Below are 20407 nucleotides of genomic sequence, written 5' to 3'. Positions count from 1 at the left end.
GGTGATGGCGGTGAGCCTGTTCGAAACCCTTGGCGATCCCTTCGGGTTCGGCGTGATGGCGGCCGCGGCCGCCGTCCTGCCCGCGCTGTTCTGCGCGCCGCGGATGCTGCGCCGGCGCGGTGCGGAGGGCCGGCTGACCCGCGCGGCGGTGCTGCGCTGGGGCGCGCGCGGGATGTTGCGGGTCGGGCTCGGGCTCTGGGCGGTGATCCTCGCCCTGCTCCTCCTCGGCCACGGGGGCCGTGTTCCCGGGGAGGCGGCGCCGCCCGGGCTGGTGCTGCCGCTCTGGCTGGCCATGCCGCTGAGCATCCTTGTAACGCTGGCCGGGGCCGCGCTGATCGGCGCCATGGGCGCGCAGACCGGCTGGTTCTGTGCCTTCGGCCGGCGGCCCGCGGCGATGCTCGGGCTGGTTCTGCTGGCGGCGCTGCCGCTGGCGCCGGCGCCAGCCCGCGCCGCCGAGCCCGCCGCCGCCTTCGCGGCCTGGATCGCGGGGGACTGGGCGGATCCGCGGCTGCATCGCTGCGGCGTGGTCTGGGTGCGGATCCGCGTCGAGGGCGGCCGGGTGGAGCATCTGACCGTCACCTATGGCAATGCCGTGCCGGGGGCGAGCGGGCGCATCCTCGCCTATGAGGGCGACGGCTCGGTGCGGATCTTCAACGAGCGTCTCGGCCGCGACCAGCGGCTGCGCTATGTCACGCGCGATGCCCATGTGCTCGAGCGCGTCGACGGCGCCGGCGGGGTCACCTTCGTCCGCTGTCCGGAGGCCGGCGATGTCCCGCTCTTCTGACGTGGCCATCGCGCACTGGCGCGGCAAATGGACCTGGCGCCGGGTGCCCGGTCGGGTCGCCCGCGGGCTGGCGGCGGCGGCGCTGGCGGCGGCTGGGTTCTTCGTCATGCATGTCGGCGGCTGGGGGCTGCTGCCGCGCTTCGGCGCCGTGCTGGTCTGGCAGGGCCTGCTGGTGGGGCTCCCGGTGGCGCTGATCCTGGCCTTTGCGGTGGTCGCGCCGCTGCTCGCGCGCATCGCCCGGCAGGGGCCGGTCACGCGCGCCCGCGCCACCCGCTTCGGCGCGGCGACCTATGGCGGGGTGGTGTTCCTCTGGATGGCGCTGCTGCAGGCAGGCCCGCCGGGCGCCGCGGTGCTCTGGCTGCTGGAGCGGGGCATGGCGCCGGAGACGGTGGAGCTCCTGGCGCTGCCCTATCGCCATCTGCTGACGCCGGCGGTCTTCGCGCTCTATGGCGCGCTGGCCGGCCGATTCGGCTGGTGGGTCGCCTTCGGGCCGGCGCGGGCCGCGACGGGAGAGGCGGCGCAGGTGCAGGCCGCCGCGGGGCAGGCCGCCACCGGGGAGGCGCGGCCATGAACAAGCAATCCGTGGTCGTGCCGGCGCAGGTCCGCCCGGTCCGCGGCATCCTCTTCAAGCTTGCCTCGGTGGCGCTGTTCTCGGTGATGGCGGCCTGCATCAAGGCGGCGCGGGTCGAGGTGCCGGCGGGCGAGACGGTGTTCTTCCGCGCCTTCGTGGCGCTGGCGCCGGTGCTCGCCTATGCCGCCTGGACCGGGCGGATGGGCGACGCGCTCACCACCCGCAACCTGCGCGGGCATTTCTGGCGCGGGCTGATCGGCTGCTCGGCGATGGGGCTGTCCTTCGCCGCGCTCGGGCTGCTGCCGCTGCCGGAGGTCATCGCGCTCGGCTTCGCGGCACCGCTGATCGCCACCGGGCTGGCGGTGCTGCTGCTCGGCGAGGTGGTGCGGCTCTACCGCTGGACGGCGGTGGCGGTGGGGCTCGCCGGGGTCGTGGTGATGGTCTGGCCGCGGCTCACCATCATCCGGGCCGACGGGCTCGACGGGCTGGCCGAGGGCGCGGCGCTGGGGGCGGCCTGCATGCTCGTCGCCGCCTTCCTGATGGCGCTTGCGCAGATCCAGGTGCGCTGGCTCACCCGCACCGAGCCGACGCTGGCCATCGTGTTCTGGTTCCATGTGAGCTGCAGCCTGGCCAGCCTCGCGACGCTGCCCTTCGGCTGGGAATGGCCCACCGCGGCGGGCTGGGCGCTGCTGGTCACCGCGGGGATGTTCGGCGGCGTGGCGCAGATCTTCGTCACCGAGAGCTACCGACATGCCGATGCCTCCACCATCGCGCCCTTCGACTATTCCTCGATGCTCTACGGGCTGCTGATCGGCTGGCTGATCTTCGACGAGGTGCCCGAGCCGATGGTGCTGGCCGGTGCCGCGATCGTGGTGGCGGCGGGGCTCTTCATCCTCGAGCGCGAGCGCCGGCTCGGTCTGCTGGCGGCCAAGGCGAAGGCGCGCCCCGGCATAACGCCGCAGGGTTGAGGGGCCTGCGCCGGATTGCAGGGTTGACCTGCCGCCCCGCGTCGTAATCTAAGACCCGCGATGACCGAGATCTTCAAGATCCTGACCGAGGACGAACACGACGAGCTGCGCCGGCTCGGGGCCTTCCAGGGCTCCGCCGCCGACATTGCCGACGGGTTCATCCATTTCAGCACCGCCGCGCAGCTTCCGGGCACGGCGGCGAAGCATTTCGCCGGGCAGGACGGGCTCTGGCTCCTCGCGGTGCCGGTGGCGGCGGTCGAGGCGGCGCTGGAATGGGAGCCGGCGCGCGGCGGCGATCTGTTCCCGCATCTCTATGGCGCGCTCCGGGCCGAGGCGGTGGCCCGTGCCGAGCCCCTGCCGCTGGGGCCGGACGGCCGCCACGCGATTCCCGGCTGGGCCAGCGCGCGCGACGGGACGGCATGAGCGCGCTCGAGCGGGCGGGGCTGCGGGCGCTCGGCCTGCTCGATGCCGAGCGGGCGCACGGGCTGGCGCTGCGGGCGCTGGCGGCGGGGCTCGGGCCGTCCGGCGGCCCGGTGACGGCGCCGCGGCTGGCGACCCGGCTGGCCGGGCTCGAGCTGCCCAACCCGGTGGGCATCGCCGCCGGTTTCGACAAGAACGCGGCGGCCATCGGTGCAATCCTGCGCGCCGGGCCGGGCTTTGCCGAGATCGGCGCCGTCACCCCGCGGCCGCAGCCCGGCAATCCGCGCCCGCGGCTCTTCCGCCTGCGCGAGGACGGCGCGGCGATCAACCGCTTCGGCTTCAACAATGACGGGATGGAAGCGGTGGCGCGCCGGCTCGAGGCCGCCCGCAGCGCCGGCGTGACCGGCGTGATCGGGGTCAATCTCGGCGCCAACAAGGACAGCGACGACCGTGCGGCGGATTATGCCGCGGTGCTGGCCCGGCTCTATCCCTTCGGAGATTTCTTCACCGTCAACGTCTCCTCGCCCAACACCGAGCGGCTGCGCGAACTGCAGGGCCGGGCGGCGCTGGAGCGGCTGCTCGAGGGCGTGCTGGAGCGCCGCGCCGGGCTGGGGCCCGCGAAGCCGGTGTTCCTGAAGATCGCGCCGGATCTCGCCGATGCAGAACTCGCCGACATCGCCGAGGTGGCACGGGCGCTGCCGCTCGACGGGCTGATCGCCACCAACACCACCACCGCGCGGGAGGGGCTCGCGAGCCCGCTGGCGGTGGAGACCGGCGGGCTCTCGGGCCGGCCGCTGATGGCGCGCTCGACCGAGGTGGTGCGGGCGCTCTACCGGCTCACCGGCGGGCGGCTGCCGATCATCGGCGTCGGCGGCATCGCCAGCGCGGCGGATGCCCATGCCAAGATCCGCGCGGGCGCGAGTGCGGTGCAGCTCTACACGGCGCTCGCCTATGAGGGGCTGTCGCTGGCGGGGAAGATTGCCCGCGACCTCGCCGGGCTGCTGGAGGCCGATGGCGTCGGATCGCTGGCGGATGCGGTGGGCCGGGATGCCTGAACCCTGGCCGCCGGGTGCGGCAGGGGCGGGAGCCGGGGCTCAGCGGGCGTATTCGATATCCACGGCCTCGCTGAAGATCGTGCCGTCGTCGTAATAGACGGTGAGGTTGCAGAGCATCTTGCGGGCGTCGGTCCGCTCGCAGGTGTAGTCGCGCTTGGCGACGCGGAACACCTGATCCTCCTGCCGGCAGGCGTCCTCCTGATAGGGCACGGAGAAGACCACCCGGGGATCGGCCATCTCGCTGACCTCGATGACGCCGTTGCAGGAGCCCTTGACCAGCCCCTGGTTCGGATCCTCGAGAGCATATTCGAGATTGAACGTTCCGCCGGCGCTGCCATTGAAGCACACGGTGGAGAAAACGCTGCCATCGCTGTAATGCCAGCAGCCATTCAGCGGCTGGCCGGCGGCCGGGACTGAAAACGCAAAAACACCCGCCAGCATTGCTGGCATGACGATCCATTTCATGATGCACCCCGCCTTACATCCCAGATTTTTGCGCGAGTGTATGCCAGCGCAAATTGGAATACCAGTCATGGGGAAAGGTGAACGCCTTCAGCCCGCATTTCAAGCGCAGGATAGCGCAGGGCGAGGGTCAGGGCGCGCATCGCCATGTAGATCCAGAGCGCCAGCCAGAGCCCGTGATTGCCGAGCGCAGCGGTGAGGCCCCAGCCGAGCGGCACGAAGGCGAGCGTCGAGATCAGCATCGCATTGCGCATCCCCGGGCCCTCGGCGGCACCGATGAAGACCCCGTCGAGCTGGTAGGCGAGCACCGCCACCAGCGGCAGGCAGGTGGCCCAGAAGGCATGGGCGAGGGCCACCTCGCGCACCTCCGGCACATTGGTGAAGAGCCCGATGATCGACTCCGCGCCGAGCGTGGCTACGGCGGCATAGAGCGCCGCCAGGCCGAGCGCCGCGGTGCCGCTCACCACCACCGCCCGGCGCAGCCTGGCGCGGTCGCCGGCGCCGAGCGCCTGGCCGACCAGCGTCTCCGCCGCCATGGCGAACCCGTCGAGCGCATGGGCCGCGATGTTGACGAACTGCATCAGCACGCCATTGGCCGAGAGCACCGCATCGCCCTGGGTCGAGCCGAGCCGGGCGAGCCAGGCGAAGCTGCCGGTGAGGCAGATCGTGCGGATGAAGATGTCGCGGTTGAGCGCCACCATCCGGGCAAGCTCGTCGCGGCGGGCCAGCCGGGCGGGATCCGGCCGCCAGCCTGCCGGTGCGATCTCGCGGGCGCGCCGGCGCAGCCGCCAGAGCCCGACCGCGAGCCCGGCATAGGCCGCAAGCGCGGTGCCGAGGGCGATCCCCTCCACCCCCCAGCCGAGGCCGACCGCGAAGAGGAAATTCAGCGCCACGTTGACCACCGAGACCACCGCCTGCAGCTCGAACAGCCGCCGGGTGAGTTCCTGCCCGGTGAACCAGCCAATCAGCGCGAGATTGGCGAGCTCGGCCGGCGCACCCCAGAGCCGGATCGAGACATAGGCCCCGGCGAGCCGCTCGGCCTCTGCCGAGCCCTCGAAGATCGCCAGCCCGGCCGGCAGGATCAGCGGCCGCGCGAGGTTGAGCAGCAGCGCGATGGCCGCCGCCAGCAGCAGCGCGCGGAGCCCGGTGTTGAGCACCCGCCCGAAGTCGCCGGCGCCGAGCGCCTGCGCGGTGAGGCCGGAGCAGCCCATCTGCAGGAAGTTGAACGAGTTGAACAGCAGCGAGACGATCACCGCGCCGATCGCCACCGCGGCGAGGAAGGCGGTCTCGCCGAGATTGCCGACGATGGCGGTGTCGATTGCGCCCTGCAGCGGCACGGTGGCGTTCGAGAGCACCACCGGCAGCGCGATGGCGGCGACCCGGCGATGGGTGATGGCGCCCCGCTCGGCGGGGGCCGGGCCGGCCGCCGCGGTCACGGCATCGGGGTGAGGTTGAGCGCGATGGAGATGCGCAGCCGGTCGCCGTTGTAGGGCCGCACGCCATGCGACAGCCAGGAGGGGAACAGCATCAGCATGCCCTCGACCGGGCGCACCGTCTCGCTCACCCCCATCGAGCCGGCGCCGCGGGTGGCGATGGTGAGCTGCGGCGCCAGCATGGCCGGCGCGATGCCGCGCGGATCGGCGATCTCGAACTCGCCGCCGAGCGACGGATCGGCCGCGACGCCGCCGTCGCGCACGTAGTAGGTGGCCGACCAGAAGGCGCCGGGATGGGTGTGGAACTCGTTGCCCTGGCCCTGCCGGTTGACATTGGCCCAGGCGTTCATCGCCCAGCGCGGCGCGACCGGCCGGCCCTGCCGGTCGCAGGTGAGCTTGCCGGCGATCTGCTGCGCCGTCTCGATCACCGCGACCGCCTCCGGCCCGCCCCAGACATCGAGGTCGTGCGGGCTCTGCCAGCCGCCCCAGTTGGAGTGGTGCACCGAGGCGGTCTCGGCCTCCTTGGCGAGGATCGCGGCCTCGAGCGCGTCGTTGAGGCGCGCGGCATCGGGCATGTGGAAGATCGCGATGGGGGTGGGGAAGATGTTGCGAAGCTCGATCTGGGGCTGTGCGGCCATGGGCTCCTCCTCCTGCGCGCGGATCCGGGGCCGAGCCATAGCACCGGCGCGGGGGCTTGTCAGCGGAGGCGTTTCGGCGCGGCGCCGCCGCCGCCTCTGCGATCAGTCCTGCATCAGGAAGTTGCCGCGCAGCATGGCGATCGGGCGCAGGCGTTCTTCCTGCCAGGCCTCGACATGGAGATGCGCGACCCGCCGCCCGGCCTTCTGCACCCGGGCGCGGGCGAAGCTCTCGCGCGGGCGGCCGGGGCGCAGGTAGTCCACCGTGATGTCCACCGTCTTCGGCATCGGCGGGAAGCGCCCGGCGGCGATCTCGGCCGCCGTGTCGCCGCCGGCATCCATCGCCGCCAGCGCCTGGTCCCAGGCCAGCTGCATCAGCGCGGTGATCTCGAGAAAGGCGCCGATCACCCCGCCATGCAGCGCCGGCAGCAGCGGGTTGCCCACCAGGTCGTCGCGGAACGGCAGCCGCGCGGTCAGCTCGTCGCCGAGCCGGTCGAAGCGCACCGCGAGATGGCGATTGTAGGGCACCGCCTCGGTTAGCCGGGCGAGCGCCTGGGCGCGCGCCGCCTCGCGTTCGGCCAGGCCGTTCATGCCGCGTCCTCCTTCGGCCGCTCGAGGATGAAGGCGCCGGCGGCGGAGGCCACCGGATCGGCCGGGTCCTCGTGGAAGGCGACCGCCCGGGCGAAGCCGATCGAGCGGGTCAGCCGGTAGCATTCGGCCCGGGCGCGCACCGCCGAGCCGCGGGTCGCCGGGCGCATGTAGTCGATCCGCAGGTCGAGCGTCGCGGTGGCCGTCAGCCGGGTTCGCGAGGCCATCACCGCGAGCCCGCAGGCGGTGTCGAGCAGCGCGGTGATCACGCCGCCATGCAGCACGCCGGTCTCCGGATCGCCCACGAGCCGTTCGTCATAGGGGATCGAGAGCAGCGCCACGCCGTCCTTCGCGCCGTGCAGGCGCATGCCGATCTCGCGGCTGTGGGGCAGGGCGGTGAGCAACTCGCCCTCGTCCTCGAAGCTGCCGCCGGCGCCGATGAACGCGGCGAGCGTGTCCTCCTCGCGATCCGCCATATTGCGGCCTCCGTGGTTTTGAAGGGGCCCCGGTAGCATGGCTGCCTTGCTCTGGCCAGCACGGTGGCGCTCACGTAATGGTTGCCGTCGTCGCGGCAGTTCGCATACTAGACGCATGGTAAAGTTTGTCTGTGCTGGATCACGCGACGTAATGTTAATTTCGCGCCGACATCGGGCGGCGGCCCGCTTGACCCTGGCGTCAGCGGGTCCCATGTCAGCGCCAATCGAGGACAAGGAGACCCAACGACATGCCCGATCGCACCTACAGTATCCGGGAGCTGTGCGACGAATTCGACGTCACCCCGCGCACCCTGCGCTACTACGAGTCGAAGGAGCTTCTGGCGCCGCATCGCCAGGGTCAGCGCCGGCTCTTCACCGTCAGCGACCGGGCACGCCTGAAGCTGATCCTGCGCGGCAAGCGCTTCGGCTTCTCGCTGGCCGAGATCAAGGACCTGCTCGACCTCTACGACCGTGAGGACGGCCAGGTCGCGCAGCTCTCCGCGACCCTGTCCGCCGCCAAGCGCCACCGTGCCGAGCTCGCCGCCAAGCGCGACGAGCTGGAGGCTGCGCTGGTCGATCTCGACGCGCAGATGGACCAGATCGAGGCGCTGCTCGCCGCCAAGACCGCGCGCAAGACCGCACCCTGACGCCCGTCGGGCGCCAAGGCGGCGCCCATCCGGCGAGGTTTCCCGACACGCCGGCCGCCCGCGCCCCGGGGCCAGCCATCCGCCAGCGCCCCGGGCGGGCCAACGACACGGCATGATTGCCGGGGCACCGGGCCAACCCGGGCCATTGCGGACACGGCCGGCGCCATGCCGCCAGGGGAGATCGCGATGTACGAGTACCGCCCGCCGCTGCGCGACTACCGCTTCGTCCTGCACGAGGTGCTGAAGCTCCAGGAGGAGACCGGCATCGCCGGCTATGCCGAGCTGACGCCGGATTTCACCGGATCGGTGCTCGAGGAGGCGGGACGGATCGCGCGCGAGGTGCTGCAGCCGCTCAACGCGGTGGGCGATGCGCAGGGCTGCCGCCTCGGCGAGGATGGCGAGGTGACCACGCCGGAGGGGTTCCGCGCCGCCTACGACATGCTGCGCGAGGGCGGCTGGCCGGCGCTGGAATGCGACCCGGACTATGGCGGGCAGGGGCTGCCCTCGGTGCTCGGCCTCGCGGTCGGCACGCTGAACTCCGCCGCCAACATGGCCTTCATGATGTATCACGGGCTCACCCACAGCGCCTACAAGGCGCTGCACGCCCATGGCACCGAGGCCCAGAAGCGGACCTATCTGCCGCCGCTCGCGAGCGGCGCCTGGATGGGCACGATGAACCTCACCGAGCCGCAATGCGGCACCGATCTCGGCCTGATCACCACCCGCGCCGAGCCGGGGTCGGAAGGCGCATGGTCGATCACCGGGCAGAAGATCTGGATCTCCAGCGGCGAGCACGATCTCGCTGAAAACATCGTCCATCTCGTGCTCGCTCGCACCCCCGGCGCGCCGGCGGGCACCCGCGGGCTCTCGATGTTCGTGGTGCCGAAGTTCCTGCCCGATGCCGAGGGCAGACCCGGCGCGCGCAACGCGGTCCGCTGCACCGGGGTCGAGCGCAAGATGGGCCTGCATGGCAGCGCCACCTGCGCGATGGCCTATGACGGCGCCACCGGCTGGCTGGTCGGCGAGGAGACCAAGGGCCTGCGCAACATGTTCACCATGATGAACGAGGCGCGGCTGCTCGTCGGCATGCAGGGGCTCGCGGTGGCCCAGGCGGCCTCTGACCAGGCGGTGCAGTTCGCGCGCGAGCGGCTGCAGGGCCGCGCGGTCACCGGGGCGCAGAACCCGGACGGGCCGGCGGACCCGATCATCGTCCATGCCGATGTGCGCCGGATGCTGCTCGAGCAGAAGGCCTTCACCGAGGGCGGCACCGGCTTCCTCTCCTGGGTCGCCATGCTCAACGATGCCGAGCACCGCCACACGGACGCCGCCGAGCGCGAGCGCGCCGCCGACATGGTGGCGCTGCTGACCCCGGTGGTGAAGGGGTTCCTCACCGACGAGGGCTTCCGCAGCGCCACCGTGGCGCAGCAGGTCCTCGGCGGCGCCGGCTATGTCCGCGACGCCGGGGTGGAGCAGCTGGTGCGCGACGTGCGCATCGCCATGGTCTACGAAGGCACCACCGGGGTGCAGGCGCTGGATCTCGTCGGCCGCAAGCTGGGGTTGAAGGGCGGCAAGCCGATCATGACCTTTTTCGACTACGTGAAGGGCTACATCCGCGACAACGAGGATGACCTGCACCTGGCGCACCAGTTCCTCGGGCCGCTGAAGGAGGCCTCGAAGGATCTGCAGCGCGCGGCGATGTTCTTCATGCAGGCGGGGATGAAGAACCCCAATGCGGCGCTCGCCGGGGCGGTGGATTTCCTGCACCTCTTCGGCCATGTCTGCATGGCGCTGGTCTGGTCGCGCATGGCCAAGGCGGCCTCGGCGGCGCTGGCCGAGGGCACGGAGGACACCGCCTATTACGAGGCGAAGCTGGCCACCGGGCGGTTCTACATGAGCCGGGTGCTGCCGGCGACGAAGCTGCACCTCGCGCGCATCGAGACCGGCGCCGAGCCGGTGATGGACCTGCCGGCCGCGTCGTTCTGATGCCGCGCCCGCCCCGCCCTGGCGCCGGGACCGGGCATCGCCCACCCGGCGCCGGGTGCGGGACGAGACAAGGAGGGAGGCGCGCCATGGCGAAGCGGCTGGAGAAGCCGAAGCGGTTCCAGGCCAGCCTCACCGGGGCGGCCCATGCCCGGCTGCGGGCGCTCAATGCCGAATACGGGCTCTCGAACAGCTATCTCCTGGTGGTGCTTCTCGAGCGGCTGGACGATTATGCCGATGCGGCGCGGCTCGACGCGGCGTTCCGGGAGTTCATCGCCGAATACGGCGCGCCGGAGAAACCCGAGCGAGACTGAGGGGACAGCGATGGCCGAGTACCGACTGCACTGCTTCGCCCAATCGGGCAATGCCTACAAGGCGGCGCTGATGCTGGCGATGGCGAAGGCCGACTGGGCGCCGGTCTGGGTCGATTTCTTCAACGGCGCGACCCGGACGCCGGGATTCCTGGCGCTGAACGAGATGGGCGAGGTGCCGGTGCTCGAGCACGACCGGATGGGCGGGCAGGTGCTCAGCCAGTCGGGCGTGATCCTCGACTATCTGGCGCTCTCGCTCGGGGTCTTCGATCCCGGCCCGGAGAATGCCCGCGAGGCGCTGCGCTGGATCATCTGGGACAACCAGCGGCTCTCCGGCATGCTCGGCACCTGGCGCTTCCTGACCCGCTTCCTGCCGGAGGAGAAGCGCGACCCGGCGGTGATTGGATTCTGCGAGGGGCGGGCACGCAAGGCGCTGGGCGTGTTCGACGCGCATATGAAGGGGCGCGACTGGGTCGCCTGCGACTGGCTCTCGACGGCGGATTTCTCCTGCGCGGGCTACCTCTTCTACGAGGGCGAATACCCGGTGGACTGGTCCGAGTATCCCAATCTCGCCGCCTGGCGCGAGCGGCTGAAGGCGGAACCCGGCTGGGCGCATCCCTACGACCTGATGCCCGGCCATCCGCTGCCGGGGGCCGGCTGAGATGGCCGGCGCGGTGACCGGGGGCTGCCAGTGCGGCGCGGTGCGCTTCCGCGTCACCGGCGGGCTCGGCCGGGCCAGTATCTGCCACTGCCGGATGTGCCAGCGGGCCACCGGGGGCGCCTTCGCGCCGCTGGTCGGCGCCCGCGGGGTGGAGTGGCAGGGGACGCCGGCGCGCTTTGCCAGTTCGGATGTCGCCGAGCGCGGCTTCTGCGCCGCCTGCGGCACGCCGCTGTTCTACGCGCCGCTGGGTTCGGAGGTGGTGGAGCTGATGATCGGCGCGCTCGACGATCCCGGCGCGGTGACGCCGGAGCTGCACTACGGCGTGGAGAGCCGCGTGCCCTGGCTGCAGCTCGCCGATGGCTGGCCGGCGCAGGAGACCCGCCCCGGCGGGCTCTCCGGCACCGGGCCGGCCCGCATCGCCAGCCGGCAGGCCGCCATCCCCGCCCCCGGAACCCCTGCGCCTGAGGAGGACCGATGACCGACGCCTATATCTTCGACGCGATCCGCACCCCCCGCGGCCGTGGCCGCAAGGACGGCACGCTGCACGAGGTCACTTCGGTGGCGCTCTCGGCGGGGGTGCTGCAGGCGCTGGCCGCGCGCAACAACCTCGGGGCGGCCGAGATCGAGGACGTGATCTGGGGCTGCGTCACCGCGGTGGGCGAGCAGGGCGGCAACATCGCCCGCGCCGCGGTGCTCGCCGCCGGCTGGGACGAGCGCATCCCCGGGCTGCACATCAACCGGTTCTGCGCCAGCGGGCTCGAGGCGGTGAACCTCGCCGCCGCGCAGATCCGCGCCGGGGTCGGGGAGCTCTATGTCGCCGGCGGGGTGGAGATGATGGGCCGCGTGCCGATGGGCTCCGACGGCTTTCCGATGGCGGTGGACCCGATGCTCGCCTTCAAGGGCCATTTCGTGCCGCAGGGCATCGCCGCCGACCTGATCGCGACGGAATTCGGCTTCTCGCGCACCGATGTGGACGCCTATGCGGTGGAGAGCCAGGCCCGCGCCGCCACGGCGGTGGCCGAGGGGCGGCTCGACCGCTCGCTGGTGCCGGTGACGGATGCGAACGGCATCGAGATCCTCGCGCGTGACGAGCATCCCCGGCCGGGCACCGACATGCAGGCGCTCGGCGCGCTCAAGCCCGCCTTCCGCGAGCTCGGCGAGGTGATGCCGGGTTTCGACGCGGTGGCGCTGATGAAATACCCCCATCTCGAACGCATCCACCATGTCCACCATGCCGGCAACTCGAGCGGCATCGTCGACGGCGCCGCGGCGGTGCTGGTGGGCAGCCGCGCGGCCGGCGAGCGGCTCGGGCTGACGCCGCGGGCGCGGGTGGTCTCCACCGCACGGGTCGGCACCGACCCGACCATCATGCTCACCGGCCCGGTGCCGGCCACCGAGAAGGCGCTGAAGGCCGCCGGCATGGCGATCGGCGATATCGATCTGATCGAGGTCAACGAGGCGTTCTCCTCGATCGTGCTGCGCTTCCTGCAGGCCTTCGACGCCGACCCGGCGCGAGTCAATGTCAATGGCGGGGCGATCGCCTATGGCCACCCGCTGGGGGCGACCGGGGCGATGATCCTCGGCACGCTGCTCGACGAGCTGGAGCGCACCGGCCAGGGCACCGGGCTCGCGACGCTCTGCGTGGCCTCCGGCATGGGGGCGACCACCGTGATCGAGCGGGTCTGAGCGCGGTGCGGGCAATCCCCTGGCCGCATCCCCTTGCCGAGGTCGCGCGGCTCGCCGAGGCCGACGGGCGGCTGCCGCTCCGGCTGGTCGAGCACGGGCCGGGCTCGGCGGTGCGGCTGAAGGGCCGGGTCCGGGCGCGGCGCGGGGAGCCGGAGCGCCGGCTCTGGATCATGATCGCGGCGGAGGACGGCTCGATGCTGGACCGTTGGTCGGAGGCCGACGGGGCGGAGTTCATCCGCCTCGGGGAGGCGGTCGCCGCGGCCGGGCCGGCGGCGATGCTGGCGGAGATCCTGCGCCGGGCCGGGGTGACGGACGGAGGCTGATCGGGGTGCGGGAACGGCGGCGGAACTGACCGCTTGCCATGCCGGACCGATACCGAAACCATACCATATCCACACGCCGCTCCCGGCCCTTCGGGCCGGCCGGCGGGGAGCCAAGGAGGAGCCGGGACATGAGCGAGATCTTCCATCTGGAGGTGTCGGACGGCATCGCGACGATCACCTGGGACCTGCCCGGCGCGCGCATGAACGTGCTGACCGAGGCAGGCATCCGCGAGCTCGATGCGGCGGTGGAGGCGGTGCTGGCCGATCCCGGCGTCAGGGGCGCGATCATCACCTCCGCCAAGCCCGACTTCGCCGGGGGCATGGACCTCAACGTGCTGGCATCGCTGCGGGAGAAGGCCGCGGCCGAGGGCCGCCCGGCCGAGGTTCTGTTCGGCTTCGTGATGGCGCTGCACGGGCTCCTGCGCAAGATCGAGCGGGGCGGCGCGGATCCGAGGACCGGCAAGGGCGGCAAGCCCTTCGTCTGGGCCTGCCCCGGCACCGCGATGGGCATCGGGGTCGAGATCGGCCTGGCCTGCCACCGGCGCATCGCCGCCGACCGCCCGGGCGCGAAGATCGGCCTGCCGGAGATCAAGGTCGGGCTCTTCCCCGGGGCCGGCGGCACCACCCGGCTCTTCCGCATGCTCGGGCTGATGGCGGCGGCGCCGTTCCTGCTCGAGGGCAAGACCCCGGAGCCGAAGAAGGCCAGGGCCGCCAAGCTGGTGGACGACGTGGTGGCGCCCGGTGAGCTGCTTCCGGCGGCCCGCGCCTGGCTCGCCGAGGCGACCGAGGCGGATGCCGTGAAACCCTGGGATGCCAAGGGCTTCCGCATTCCGGGCGGTGCGCCCTACACGGCCCAGGGCTTCGAGCTCTTCCTCGGCGCGGCGGCGATGACCCATGGCAGGACGCAGGGGGTCTACCCGGCGGCGGAGGCCATGCTCCGGGCGATCTACGAGGGCGCGCTGGTGCCCTTCGACACCGCGATCCGCATCGAGGCACGGCAGTTCACCCGGGTGCTGATGGAGCCGACGGCGGAGGCGATGATCCGCTCGCTGTTCCTCTCCAAGCAGGCGCTGGAGAAGGGCGCGAGCCGCCCCGAGGGCGAGCCGGATGCACAGGTCCGCCGCCTCGGCGTGCTGGGGGCCGGCATGATGGGCGCCGGCATCGCCCATGCCGCGGCGCAGGCCGGCATCGAGGTGGTGCTGATCGACCGCGACGAGGCCAGCGCAGGGCGCGGCCGCGATGCCGTGGCGAAGATCCTCGACGACGCGGTGACCAAGCGCCGGATCTCGGGCGAGACCCGCGACGCCACGCTCGCCCGCATCACCGCCACCACCGACCATGCCGCGCTTGCCGGGGCCGATCTGGTGGTCGAGGCGGTGTTCGAGGACCCCGGCATCAAGGCCGAGGTCACCGCGCAGGCCGAGGCGGTGCTGGGGCCGGAGGCGATCTTCGCCACCAACACCTCGACCCTGCCGATCACCGAACTGGCCCGCGCCTCGGCCCGGCCGGAGCGCTATATCGGCATCCATTTCTTCTCGCCGGTGCACAAGATGATGCTGGTGGAGATCATCAAGGGCCGCCAGACCGGCCCCGCCGCGGTGGCCCGCGCGCTCGACTTCGTGCGCCAGATCCGAAAGACGCCGATCGTGGTCAACGACGCCCGCTTCTTCTACGCCAACCGCTGCATCATCCCCTATGTCAACGAGGGACTGCAGATGGTCACCGAGGGCGTGCTGCCGCCGCTGATCGACAATGTGGCCAAGGGCATGGGGATGCCGGTGGGGCCGCTCCAGCTCGTCGACGAGACCTCGCTGGAGCTCGGCCTGCGCATCCAGAAGGCGACCGCCGCGGCGGCGGGCGCGGCCTATCTCCGCGGCGGCGCGGACGATCTGCTCGAACGTCTGGTCGGCGAGGGCCGGCTCGGCCGCAAGGCCTTCGCCGGGCTCTACGACTACGACGAGCGCGGCCGGCGGCAGGGCTTCTGGCCGGGGCTCGCGGGGATCTGGCCGCCGGCCGAGCCGCAGCCCGCGCCGGAGGCGGTGCGCGCGCGGCTGCAGATGATCCAGGCGCTCGAGGCGGTGCGCGCGCTCGAGGAGGGCGTGCTCGAGGACATCCGCGAGGGCGATGTCGGCGCGATCCTCGGCTGGGGGTTCATGCCCTGGTCGGGCGGGCCGTTCTCCTGGCTCGACCGGATCGGCGCGGCCGAGGCGCTGGCGCTGGCCGAACGGCTCGCGGCGGAGCACGGGGGCCGCTTCGCCCCACCGGCGCTGCTGGCCGAGATGGCGGCCCGGGGCGAGAGCTTCTATGGTCGCTTCGGGCAGGCGGCGGCGGCCTGAGACCGGGGAGAGCGCGATGGCCTTTGTCGATGTCTTCGTCGTCGCGGTGAAGACCGCGAGGCGGGCGGACTACGCGGCGCTCTGCGCCCGGGTGGGCGCGCTGATGCGCGAGCTCGGCGGGGAGATGGAGGTCTGCTGGGGCACGGAGGTGCCGGTGGGCGAGCTGACTTCCTTCCCCCGTGCGGTGCAATGCTCCGAGGACGAGACCGTGGTCGTCGGCTGGACGCGCTGGCCCGACAGGGCGGCCCGCGATGCGGCGCTGCCGAAGATGATGGCCGATCCGCGGATGCAGGACCCGGTGGCGCGGGAATGTTTCGAGGGCAGGCGGCTGATCTTCGGCGGCTTCGAGACGCTGGCATGAGCGCGGCGCCCGTCCTGATCTATGCCGAGGAGGCGGCGGAGATCGCCGCCCATCTCGCGGCGCGGCTGCCGGGCGAGCGGCTGCTGCCGGTGACCGGGCCGGCGGGGCTCGGCGCCGCGCTGGCCGAGACCCCGGAGATCGCCTTCACCATCAAGGCGCGCAGCCTGCCCGAGGCCGATCATCGGCGGGTGCTTGGCGCGCCCTCGCTGCGCTGGTTCCAGGTGGGCGGCTCGGGCTACGAGCATGTGGCGGGGCACTGGGATCCGGCCCGCGTGACGGTGACCAACTGCGTCGGCGTTCTGGCGCCCTTCCTCGCGGAGACCTGCATCGGCGCGATCATCGCGCTCAACAACGGGCTGATCGCCTATCGCGACCGGCAGAAGGCGCGGCGCTGGGAGGGCATCCTGTTCCGGCCGATCGCCGGGCAGGTGCTGGTCGTGGTCGGGGCAGGCGCGATCGGCGGCGAGCTGGCACGGCGCGCGGCGGCGCTGGGCATGCGGGTGATCGCGATCCGGCGCTCCGGCGCGCCGGTGCCGGGCGCGGCGGAGGTGCGCCCGCCCGATGCGCTGCGCGCGAGCCTCGCCGAGGCGGATGTGGTGAGCGTGCATCTCAGGCTCTCGCCCGAGACGGCCGGCATGTTCGGCGCATCGCTCTTCGCGGCGATGAAGCCGGGGGCGATGTTCCTCAACACCGCGCGCGGCGGGCATGTGGTGGAGGCGGATCTCGTCGCGGCGCTGGCCTCGGGGCAGCTCCGCGGCGCCTATCTCGATGTCACCGAGACCGAGCCGCTGCCGCCGGAGAGCCCGCTCTGGGATGTGCCGAACCTGCTGATCTCGCCCCATTCGGCCGACAGCGTGGCCGACTGGCCCCTGCGTTTCGCCGATCTCTTCACGGAGAACCTCGGGCGCTGGCGGGCCGGCGAGCCCCTGCGCAACGTCGTGGCCGGCTGAGCGGCGCGCCTCAGCGCTTGCCGCCGCGCCGGTCGTTGGCCCGCCGGGTGGCGCGCAGCCCGCTCGGCCCGTCGCGGCCGGAGAGGCTGAAATGCTGGCCGCCGCCGCGCCCGCCGCGGTCGAGCCCGTCATACTGCGCACCGCCATTCCTTATCGAATCGGACTGCGGCCCGCCATTGCGCACCGAGCGCGAATCGGCGCCCACGCCGCGGACATCCTCGACCCGCGGCCGGTCGCGCCGGGCCTGCCCGCGCCGGGCGCCGCCGCCGCCGGCACCGGCCCGCGGCTGTCCGCGCCCGGTGTTCGCCCGGTGCCGACGATGCCCCGGGCCGCCATCGACCCGCGGGCCGCGGCGATGCGCGCCAGCGCCGGGATCGCCCCCGCGCCGGCCGCGCGGCGCCCCCTTGTGCCCGCCCCGCGGCGCGCCGTGATAGCCGCCATGGCCGCCCTTCGGCGCGCCGTAATAGCCGCGATAGTGGCCGCGATAGCCCCTGGGCGGCTGCGTCACGACGTAGATTCCGCCGGTGTAGCCGCCGCCGACATGGCCATAGCCGTCGCCATAGCCGGGGCCGTAATCCCCGACATAACCCGCGCCGGCATAGGCCGCGCCGGCATAGTAGCCCTGCTCGGGATAGACGCAGCCGCCGAGCCCGAGCCCGAGGGCGACCAGCATCACGGCCCGCGTGATCTGCGCGCGTGTCATCTGTCGGGTCCTCCTCCGTTACACCGGCAATATAACGCAGGTGTCGGCGGTTTCCGGCGTCGGTTCGCGTTTCCGTTGCGGCCGCGGTGATCGAAAACCGACATGGCAGTTCGCTGCCGGTCGCGCATCTCCCTGCCTTGGCTGCGAGAATCGGGGCAAGCGGCGGGCTTCCGGGCCCGCGTGAACCCCGTCAGGCAAGCGTATCAGGAGAGCCAGATGACCGTGACCGACAGCGATCTCGCCGCCGTCAGCGCCCCCGTGGAGCAAGCCCGCGGGCTGCCCAATGCCTGCTATACCGACCCGGCCCATTTCGCGCGCGAGGCGGATGCCGTGTTCTTCGCCAGCTGGGCCGGGCTCGCCTTTGCCGCCGATGCGCCCGAGCCCGGCGACGTCAAGCCGGTGCGCTTTCTCGGCCAGCCGCTGCTGCTGGCGCGCGACCGCGAGGGCGTGCTGCGGGTCTTCCTGAATGTCTGCCGGCACCGCGGCATGATTCTCGTCGAGGAGGCGGCACGGCTGCCGCGGGCGATCCGCTGCCCCTACCACTCCTGGTGCTACGAGCTCGACGGCCGGCTGCGCACGACCCCCCATGTCGGCGGCCCGGGCACCAACCGTCACGCGGCGATCGACCGCGCGCAGCTCGGCCTCGTCGAGGTGCGCAGCCATGTCTGGATGGGCGTGGTCTGGGTCAATCTCGATGGCAAGGCGCCGGAGTTCGAGACCTATGCCGCGGATCTGCGTGCGCGCTGGGCCGCCTTCGACCGGCCGCTCGCCTTTGCCCCGGACGGGGCCTTCGAGCTGGAGGTCGCCTGCAACTGGAAGCTCGCGGTGGAGAACTACTGCGAGAGCTACCACCTGCCCTGGGTGCATCCCGGCCTCAACAGCTATTCCCGGCTCGAGGACCACTACAACATCGAGGCGCCGGGGACGCATTCCGGCCAGGGGACGCGGGCCTATCGCCCGATGCTGGCCGAGGACGGCCGCCGCTTCCCGGTGATCGCGGGGCTCGACGCGCAATGGGAGGAGGGCGCGGAATATGTCGCGCTCTATCCCAACGTGCTGCTCGGGGTGCACAAGGACCACGCCTTCGCCATCCTGCTCTGCCCTCAGGGGCCGGAGCGCACCGTGGAGCGCATCGCCATCGGCTATTTCGACACCGCCGTGCTGGGCGAGGACTGGGCGCCGATGCGGGCGCGCAACGCGGCGATGTGGAAGGAGGTCTTCGAGGAGGACATCTTCGTCGTCGAGGGGATGCAGAAGGGCCGGCATGCCGGCGGCTTCGACGGCGGGCGCTTCTCGCCGGTGATGGACAGCCCGACCCATTGCTTCCACGCCTGGGTGGCCGAGCGGCTGCGCCAACCGGCCTGAGCGAACGGGACCACCGCCTCCGGAGCGGCCTCGCCCGGCGCTCGCCGCCGGGCAGGGCCAGGGCTCGCCGCCGGAGGCCGAACCGAGGAGATCCGCCGATGTCCGACCCCGCCGATCCGGAGGCGGCGCCGCTCAGCGCCACCCATCCCGACCAGCCGCGCGACTTCGTCGCCCCCGGCGCCGACCGCGATTTCGCCGGTGAGCGGCTTACCGTCGATCCGGCGGGCGCCCGGGCGCTACTCGATGCCCGCCTGATCGCGGCCCATGCGGCGGGCGACACCGCGAGGCTGGTCACCCTCTATGCCGAGGCGGGCGACAGCTCGGAGGCGGCGGGCGATGCCGCGGCGGCCGCCTTCTACCGCACCCATGCCTATGTCTTCGCGCTGCAGTCGGGCGATTCGCGGGCGGAAGAGCTGCATCGCTGGCTGCTGCGCGAGGGCCGGGAGGAATAGGCTCCCCCGGCGCCTCCCGGCTCACAGCACCGCACCGGCCAGCAGCAGCACCGAAAGCGCGGTGAGTCCGGTCCAGAGATCGGGCATCGTATGGCGGCTCCCGGTGTCCCCGAAAAGCCCGGGATGCAGGCGTTCCGGGCGGCGATCGCCGAGCCGTTCGGCAATCCGGTGCGCGGTGTCGTAGTAGGGGCCCATGGCATTCTCCATTCGCAGGTCTGGCGTTACAGGGGCATGATGGCAAAGGGCTCCTGACAGCATGGCGTCAGGAGCCCTCCGCCAGGCTCGCTACCGATGCCGCCATCGCCCCGCCGCCTACCGCCAGCGAAGGAACCGCCCCATGCGCCGCGCCGACCGTCTGTTCGACATCATCGAACTCCTGCGCGGCCGCGGCGTGGTGCGGGCACGCGACATCGCCGCCGCCCTCGAGGTCTCCGAGCGCACGATCTACCGCGACATGGCGAGCCTGATCGCCGCCGGCCTGCCGATCGACGGCGAGGCGGGGGTCGGCTACCTGCTGCGCGACGGGTTCGATCTGCCGCCGCTGATGTTCGACGAGGACGAGATCGAGGCACTGGTGCTCGGCCTGCGCATCGTCGCCGCCTGGGCCGATCCGGCGCTGACGCGGGCGGCGGATCGGGCGCTCGCCAAGGTCTCCGACGCGCTGCCCGGGCATCTGCGCGAACATGCCGCCCGGGTGCCGCTCGATGCGCCCGCGCGCCATCATGCGGAGCCGCTGGAGATCGATCTCGCCGCGCTCCGCGCCGCGATCCGGGGGCGGCAGAAGGTCGCCTTCGGCTATACCGACCTCGCCGGACGGCAGACCACGCGCACCCTCTGCCCGCTGCTGATTTCCTTCTTCGGCCCGGTCTGGACCCTCACCGGCTGGTGCGAGCTGCGCGGCGATTTCCGCATGTTCCGGATCGACCGTATCCGCGGGCTGACGCCGCTCGAGGCGCGATTCGGCACCGATCTGCGCCACCGCCTCGAGCAGCGGCTCGCCGAGGAACGCCGCAGCGGCTGAGACGCCGGCCTTCGCTCCTGGGAGGCCCTTTCCCCAGCGCAGGTCGCAGCACTTCTCCGGCCCCGGTCATGCCGCCCCGGCCGGGCCTTCGCCCGCTCGCCACGGGCGCACCCCTTGCAGCGCGCCGCGGGAGACCGGGCGACCAGCGGCGCGACCGCGGACGCGGCGCTTCCTCCGCCTGCTGCAGGGTTCAGGTGCCGGCGGCATCGCGTGCTGTCG

At 72.5% G+C, this 20407-nt stretch carries 25 protein-coding genes; 18 read left to right on the top strand and 7 right to left on the bottom strand.

Going from position 1 to position 20407, the window contains the following annotated elements:
• Nucleotides 1–10 precede the first annotated feature (10 nt).
• Genes QSJ97_RS16450 through QSJ97_RS16430 form a run of 5 tightly spaced genes read left to right on the top strand, consistent with a single transcriptional unit; the run spans nt 11 to nt 3798 of the window.
• Nucleotides 11–784 carry a hypothetical protein gene (locus QSJ97_RS16450; RefSeq protein ID WP_285673035.1) on the top strand — a complete coding sequence of 258 codons (774 nt, stop codon included), beginning with the start codon at nt 11–13 and terminating at the stop codon, nt 782–784.
• Nucleotides 768–1355 (top strand): hypothetical protein, encoded by a 588-nt coding sequence (locus tag QSJ97_RS16445; RefSeq protein ID WP_285673034.1) that lies wholly within the window; start codon nt 768–770, stop codon nt 1353–1355. The genes QSJ97_RS16450 and QSJ97_RS16445 overlap by 17 nt, the downstream gene beginning before the upstream one ends.
• Complete coding sequence (locus QSJ97_RS16440) at nt 1352–2323, top strand: DMT family transporter (protein ID WP_285673033.1); 972 nt, start codon at nt 1352–1354, stop codon at nt 2321–2323. Before QSJ97_RS16445 ends, QSJ97_RS16440 begins: the two co-directional genes overlap by 4 nt.
• A 60-nt stretch (nt 2324–2383) precedes the next feature.
• Nucleotides 2384–2746, top strand: coding sequence for a DUF952 domain-containing protein (locus QSJ97_RS16435; RefSeq protein WP_285673031.1), 363 nt, complete (start codon nt 2384–2386; stop codon nt 2744–2746).
• Complete coding sequence (locus tag QSJ97_RS16430) at nt 2743–3798, top strand: quinone-dependent dihydroorotate dehydrogenase (RefSeq protein WP_285673030.1); 1056 nt, start codon at nt 2743–2745, stop codon at nt 3796–3798. Before QSJ97_RS16435 ends, QSJ97_RS16430 begins: the two co-directional genes overlap by 4 nt.
• 39 nt (nt 3799–3837) lie before the next feature.
• On the opposite strand, the gene QSJ97_RS16425 is transcribed toward QSJ97_RS16430, so the two are convergent.
• From QSJ97_RS16425 to QSJ97_RS16405, 5 genes are all read right to left on the bottom strand, one after another.
• Nucleotides 3838–4263, bottom strand: a complete 426-nt coding sequence (locus QSJ97_RS16425; protein ID WP_285673029.1) for a hypothetical protein — start codon at nt 4261–4263, stop codon at nt 3838–3840.
• A gap of 65 nt (nt 4264–4328) precedes the next feature.
• Nucleotides 4329–5696 carry an MATE family efflux transporter gene (locus QSJ97_RS16420; protein WP_285673028.1) on the bottom strand — a complete coding sequence of 456 codons (1368 nt, stop codon included), beginning with the start codon at nt 5694–5696 and terminating at the stop codon, nt 4329–4331.
• On the bottom strand, nt 5693–6331 hold the full coding sequence (locus QSJ97_RS16415; protein WP_285673027.1) for a TIGR02466 family protein: 639 nt from the start codon (nt 6329–6331) through the stop codon (nt 5693–5695). The genes QSJ97_RS16420 and QSJ97_RS16415 overlap by 4 nt, the downstream gene beginning before the upstream one ends.
• Before the next feature lie 102 nt (nt 6332–6433).
• A complete protein-coding gene (locus QSJ97_RS16410; protein WP_285673026.1) occupies nt 6434–6919 on the bottom strand; it encodes a PaaI family thioesterase in 486 nt (161 codons plus the stop codon).
• Nucleotides 6916–7392 carry a PaaI family thioesterase gene (locus QSJ97_RS16405; protein WP_285673025.1) on the bottom strand — a complete coding sequence of 159 codons (477 nt, stop codon included), beginning with the start codon at nt 7390–7392 and terminating at the stop codon, nt 6916–6918. The genes QSJ97_RS16410 and QSJ97_RS16405 overlap by 4 nt, the downstream gene beginning before the upstream one ends.
• Before the next feature lie 248 nt (nt 7393–7640).
• Between QSJ97_RS16405 and QSJ97_RS16400 the strand changes: the two genes are divergently transcribed.
• The 10 genes from QSJ97_RS16400 (at nt 7641) to QSJ97_RS16355 (ending at nt 16647) form a co-directional block, all read left to right on the top strand.
• Nucleotides 7641–8039: a MerR family transcriptional regulator gene (locus QSJ97_RS16400; RefSeq protein WP_285673024.1), complete on the top strand. Its 399-nt coding sequence runs from the start codon at nt 7641–7643 to the stop codon at nt 8037–8039.
• A gap of 186 nt (nt 8040–8225) precedes the next feature.
• The gene (locus QSJ97_RS16395) at nt 8226–10022 is read left to right on the top strand and encodes an acyl-CoA dehydrogenase C-terminal domain-containing protein (protein ID WP_285673023.1); all 1797 of its coding nucleotides are present in this window, start codon (nt 8226–8228) and stop codon (nt 10020–10022) included.
• A gap of 86 nt (nt 10023–10108) precedes the next feature.
• Nucleotides 10109–10333, top strand: a complete 225-nt coding sequence (locus QSJ97_RS16390; protein WP_285673022.1) for a hypothetical protein — start codon at nt 10109–10111, stop codon at nt 10331–10333.
• Nucleotides 10334–10343: 10 nt separating this feature from the next.
• Nucleotides 10344–10991, top strand: coding sequence for a glutathione S-transferase family protein (locus tag QSJ97_RS16385; RefSeq protein ID WP_285673021.1), 648 nt, complete (start codon nt 10344–10346; stop codon nt 10989–10991).
• A gap of 1 nt (nt 10992) precedes the next feature.
• On the top strand, nt 10993–11469 hold the full coding sequence (locus QSJ97_RS16380; RefSeq protein WP_285673020.1) for a GFA family protein: 477 nt from the start codon (nt 10993–10995) through the stop codon (nt 11467–11469).
• Nucleotides 11466–12677: an acetyl-CoA C-acetyltransferase gene (locus tag QSJ97_RS16375; protein WP_285673019.1), complete on the top strand. Its 1212-nt coding sequence runs from the start codon at nt 11466–11468 to the stop codon at nt 12675–12677. The genes QSJ97_RS16380 and QSJ97_RS16375 overlap by 4 nt, the downstream gene beginning before the upstream one ends.
• A gap of 5 nt (nt 12678–12682) precedes the next feature.
• The gene (locus QSJ97_RS16370) at nt 12683–13000 is read left to right on the top strand and encodes a hypothetical protein (protein WP_285673018.1); all 318 of its coding nucleotides are present in this window, start codon (nt 12683–12685) and stop codon (nt 12998–13000) included.
• 128 nt (nt 13001–13128) lie between these two features.
• Entirely contained in the window at nt 13129–15336 is a 2208-nt protein-coding gene (locus tag QSJ97_RS16365; protein ID WP_285673017.1) for a 3-hydroxyacyl-CoA dehydrogenase NAD-binding domain-containing protein, read from the top strand.
• A gap of 16 nt (nt 15337–15352) precedes the next feature.
• Nucleotides 15353–15697, top strand: a complete 345-nt coding sequence (locus QSJ97_RS16360) for a DUF1428 domain-containing protein (protein WP_285673016.1) — start codon at nt 15353–15355, stop codon at nt 15695–15697.
• Complete coding sequence (locus QSJ97_RS16355; RefSeq protein ID WP_285673014.1) at nt 15694–16647, top strand: D-2-hydroxyacid dehydrogenase; 954 nt, start codon at nt 15694–15696, stop codon at nt 16645–16647. The genes QSJ97_RS16360 and QSJ97_RS16355 overlap by 4 nt, the downstream gene beginning before the upstream one ends.
• Nucleotides 16648–16657: 10 nt before the next feature.
• On the opposite strand, the gene QSJ97_RS16350 is transcribed toward QSJ97_RS16355, so the two are convergent.
• A complete protein-coding gene (locus tag QSJ97_RS16350) occupies nt 16658–17350 on the bottom strand; it encodes a hypothetical protein (RefSeq protein WP_285673013.1) in 693 nt (230 codons plus the stop codon).
• Between the two features lie 216 nt (nt 17351–17566).
• Between QSJ97_RS16350 and QSJ97_RS16345 the strand changes: the two genes are divergently transcribed.
• Both QSJ97_RS16345 and QSJ97_RS25025 read left to right on the top strand, forming a co-directional pair.
• Entirely contained in the window at nt 17567–18715 is a 1149-nt protein-coding gene (locus tag QSJ97_RS16345; protein ID WP_285673012.1) for an aromatic ring-hydroxylating oxygenase subunit alpha, read from the top strand.
• A 98-nt stretch (nt 18716–18813) separates the two neighbouring features.
• The gene (locus QSJ97_RS25025; RefSeq protein WP_352231103.1) at nt 18814–19167 is read left to right on the top strand and encodes a hypothetical protein; all 354 of its coding nucleotides are present in this window, start codon (nt 18814–18816) and stop codon (nt 19165–19167) included.
• 21 nt (nt 19168–19188) lie between these two features.
• On the opposite strand, the gene QSJ97_RS16335 is transcribed toward QSJ97_RS25025, so the two are convergent.
• Nucleotides 19189–19362 (bottom strand): hypothetical protein, encoded by a 174-nt coding sequence (locus tag QSJ97_RS16335; protein ID WP_285673010.1) that lies wholly within the window; start codon nt 19360–19362, stop codon nt 19189–19191.
• A 142-nt stretch (nt 19363–19504) separates the two neighbouring features.
• Here QSJ97_RS16335 and QSJ97_RS16330 point away from each other — a divergent pair, with 142 nt between their 5' ends.
• On the top strand, nt 19505–20188 hold the full coding sequence (locus QSJ97_RS16330) for a helix-turn-helix transcriptional regulator (protein ID WP_285673009.1): 684 nt from the start codon (nt 19505–19507) through the stop codon (nt 20186–20188).
• The last annotated feature ends 219 nt before the right edge of the window (nt 20189–20407 follow it).

Source organism: Paralimibaculum aggregatum (genome assembly GCF_030270585.1).
Taxonomy (GTDB): Bacteria; Pseudomonadota; Alphaproteobacteria; order Rhodobacterales; family Rhodobacteraceae; genus Thermohalobaculum; species Thermohalobaculum aggregatum.
Note: the sequence above shows the minus strand (reverse complement) of the source record. Positions and strands in the feature narration are given on the sequence as shown.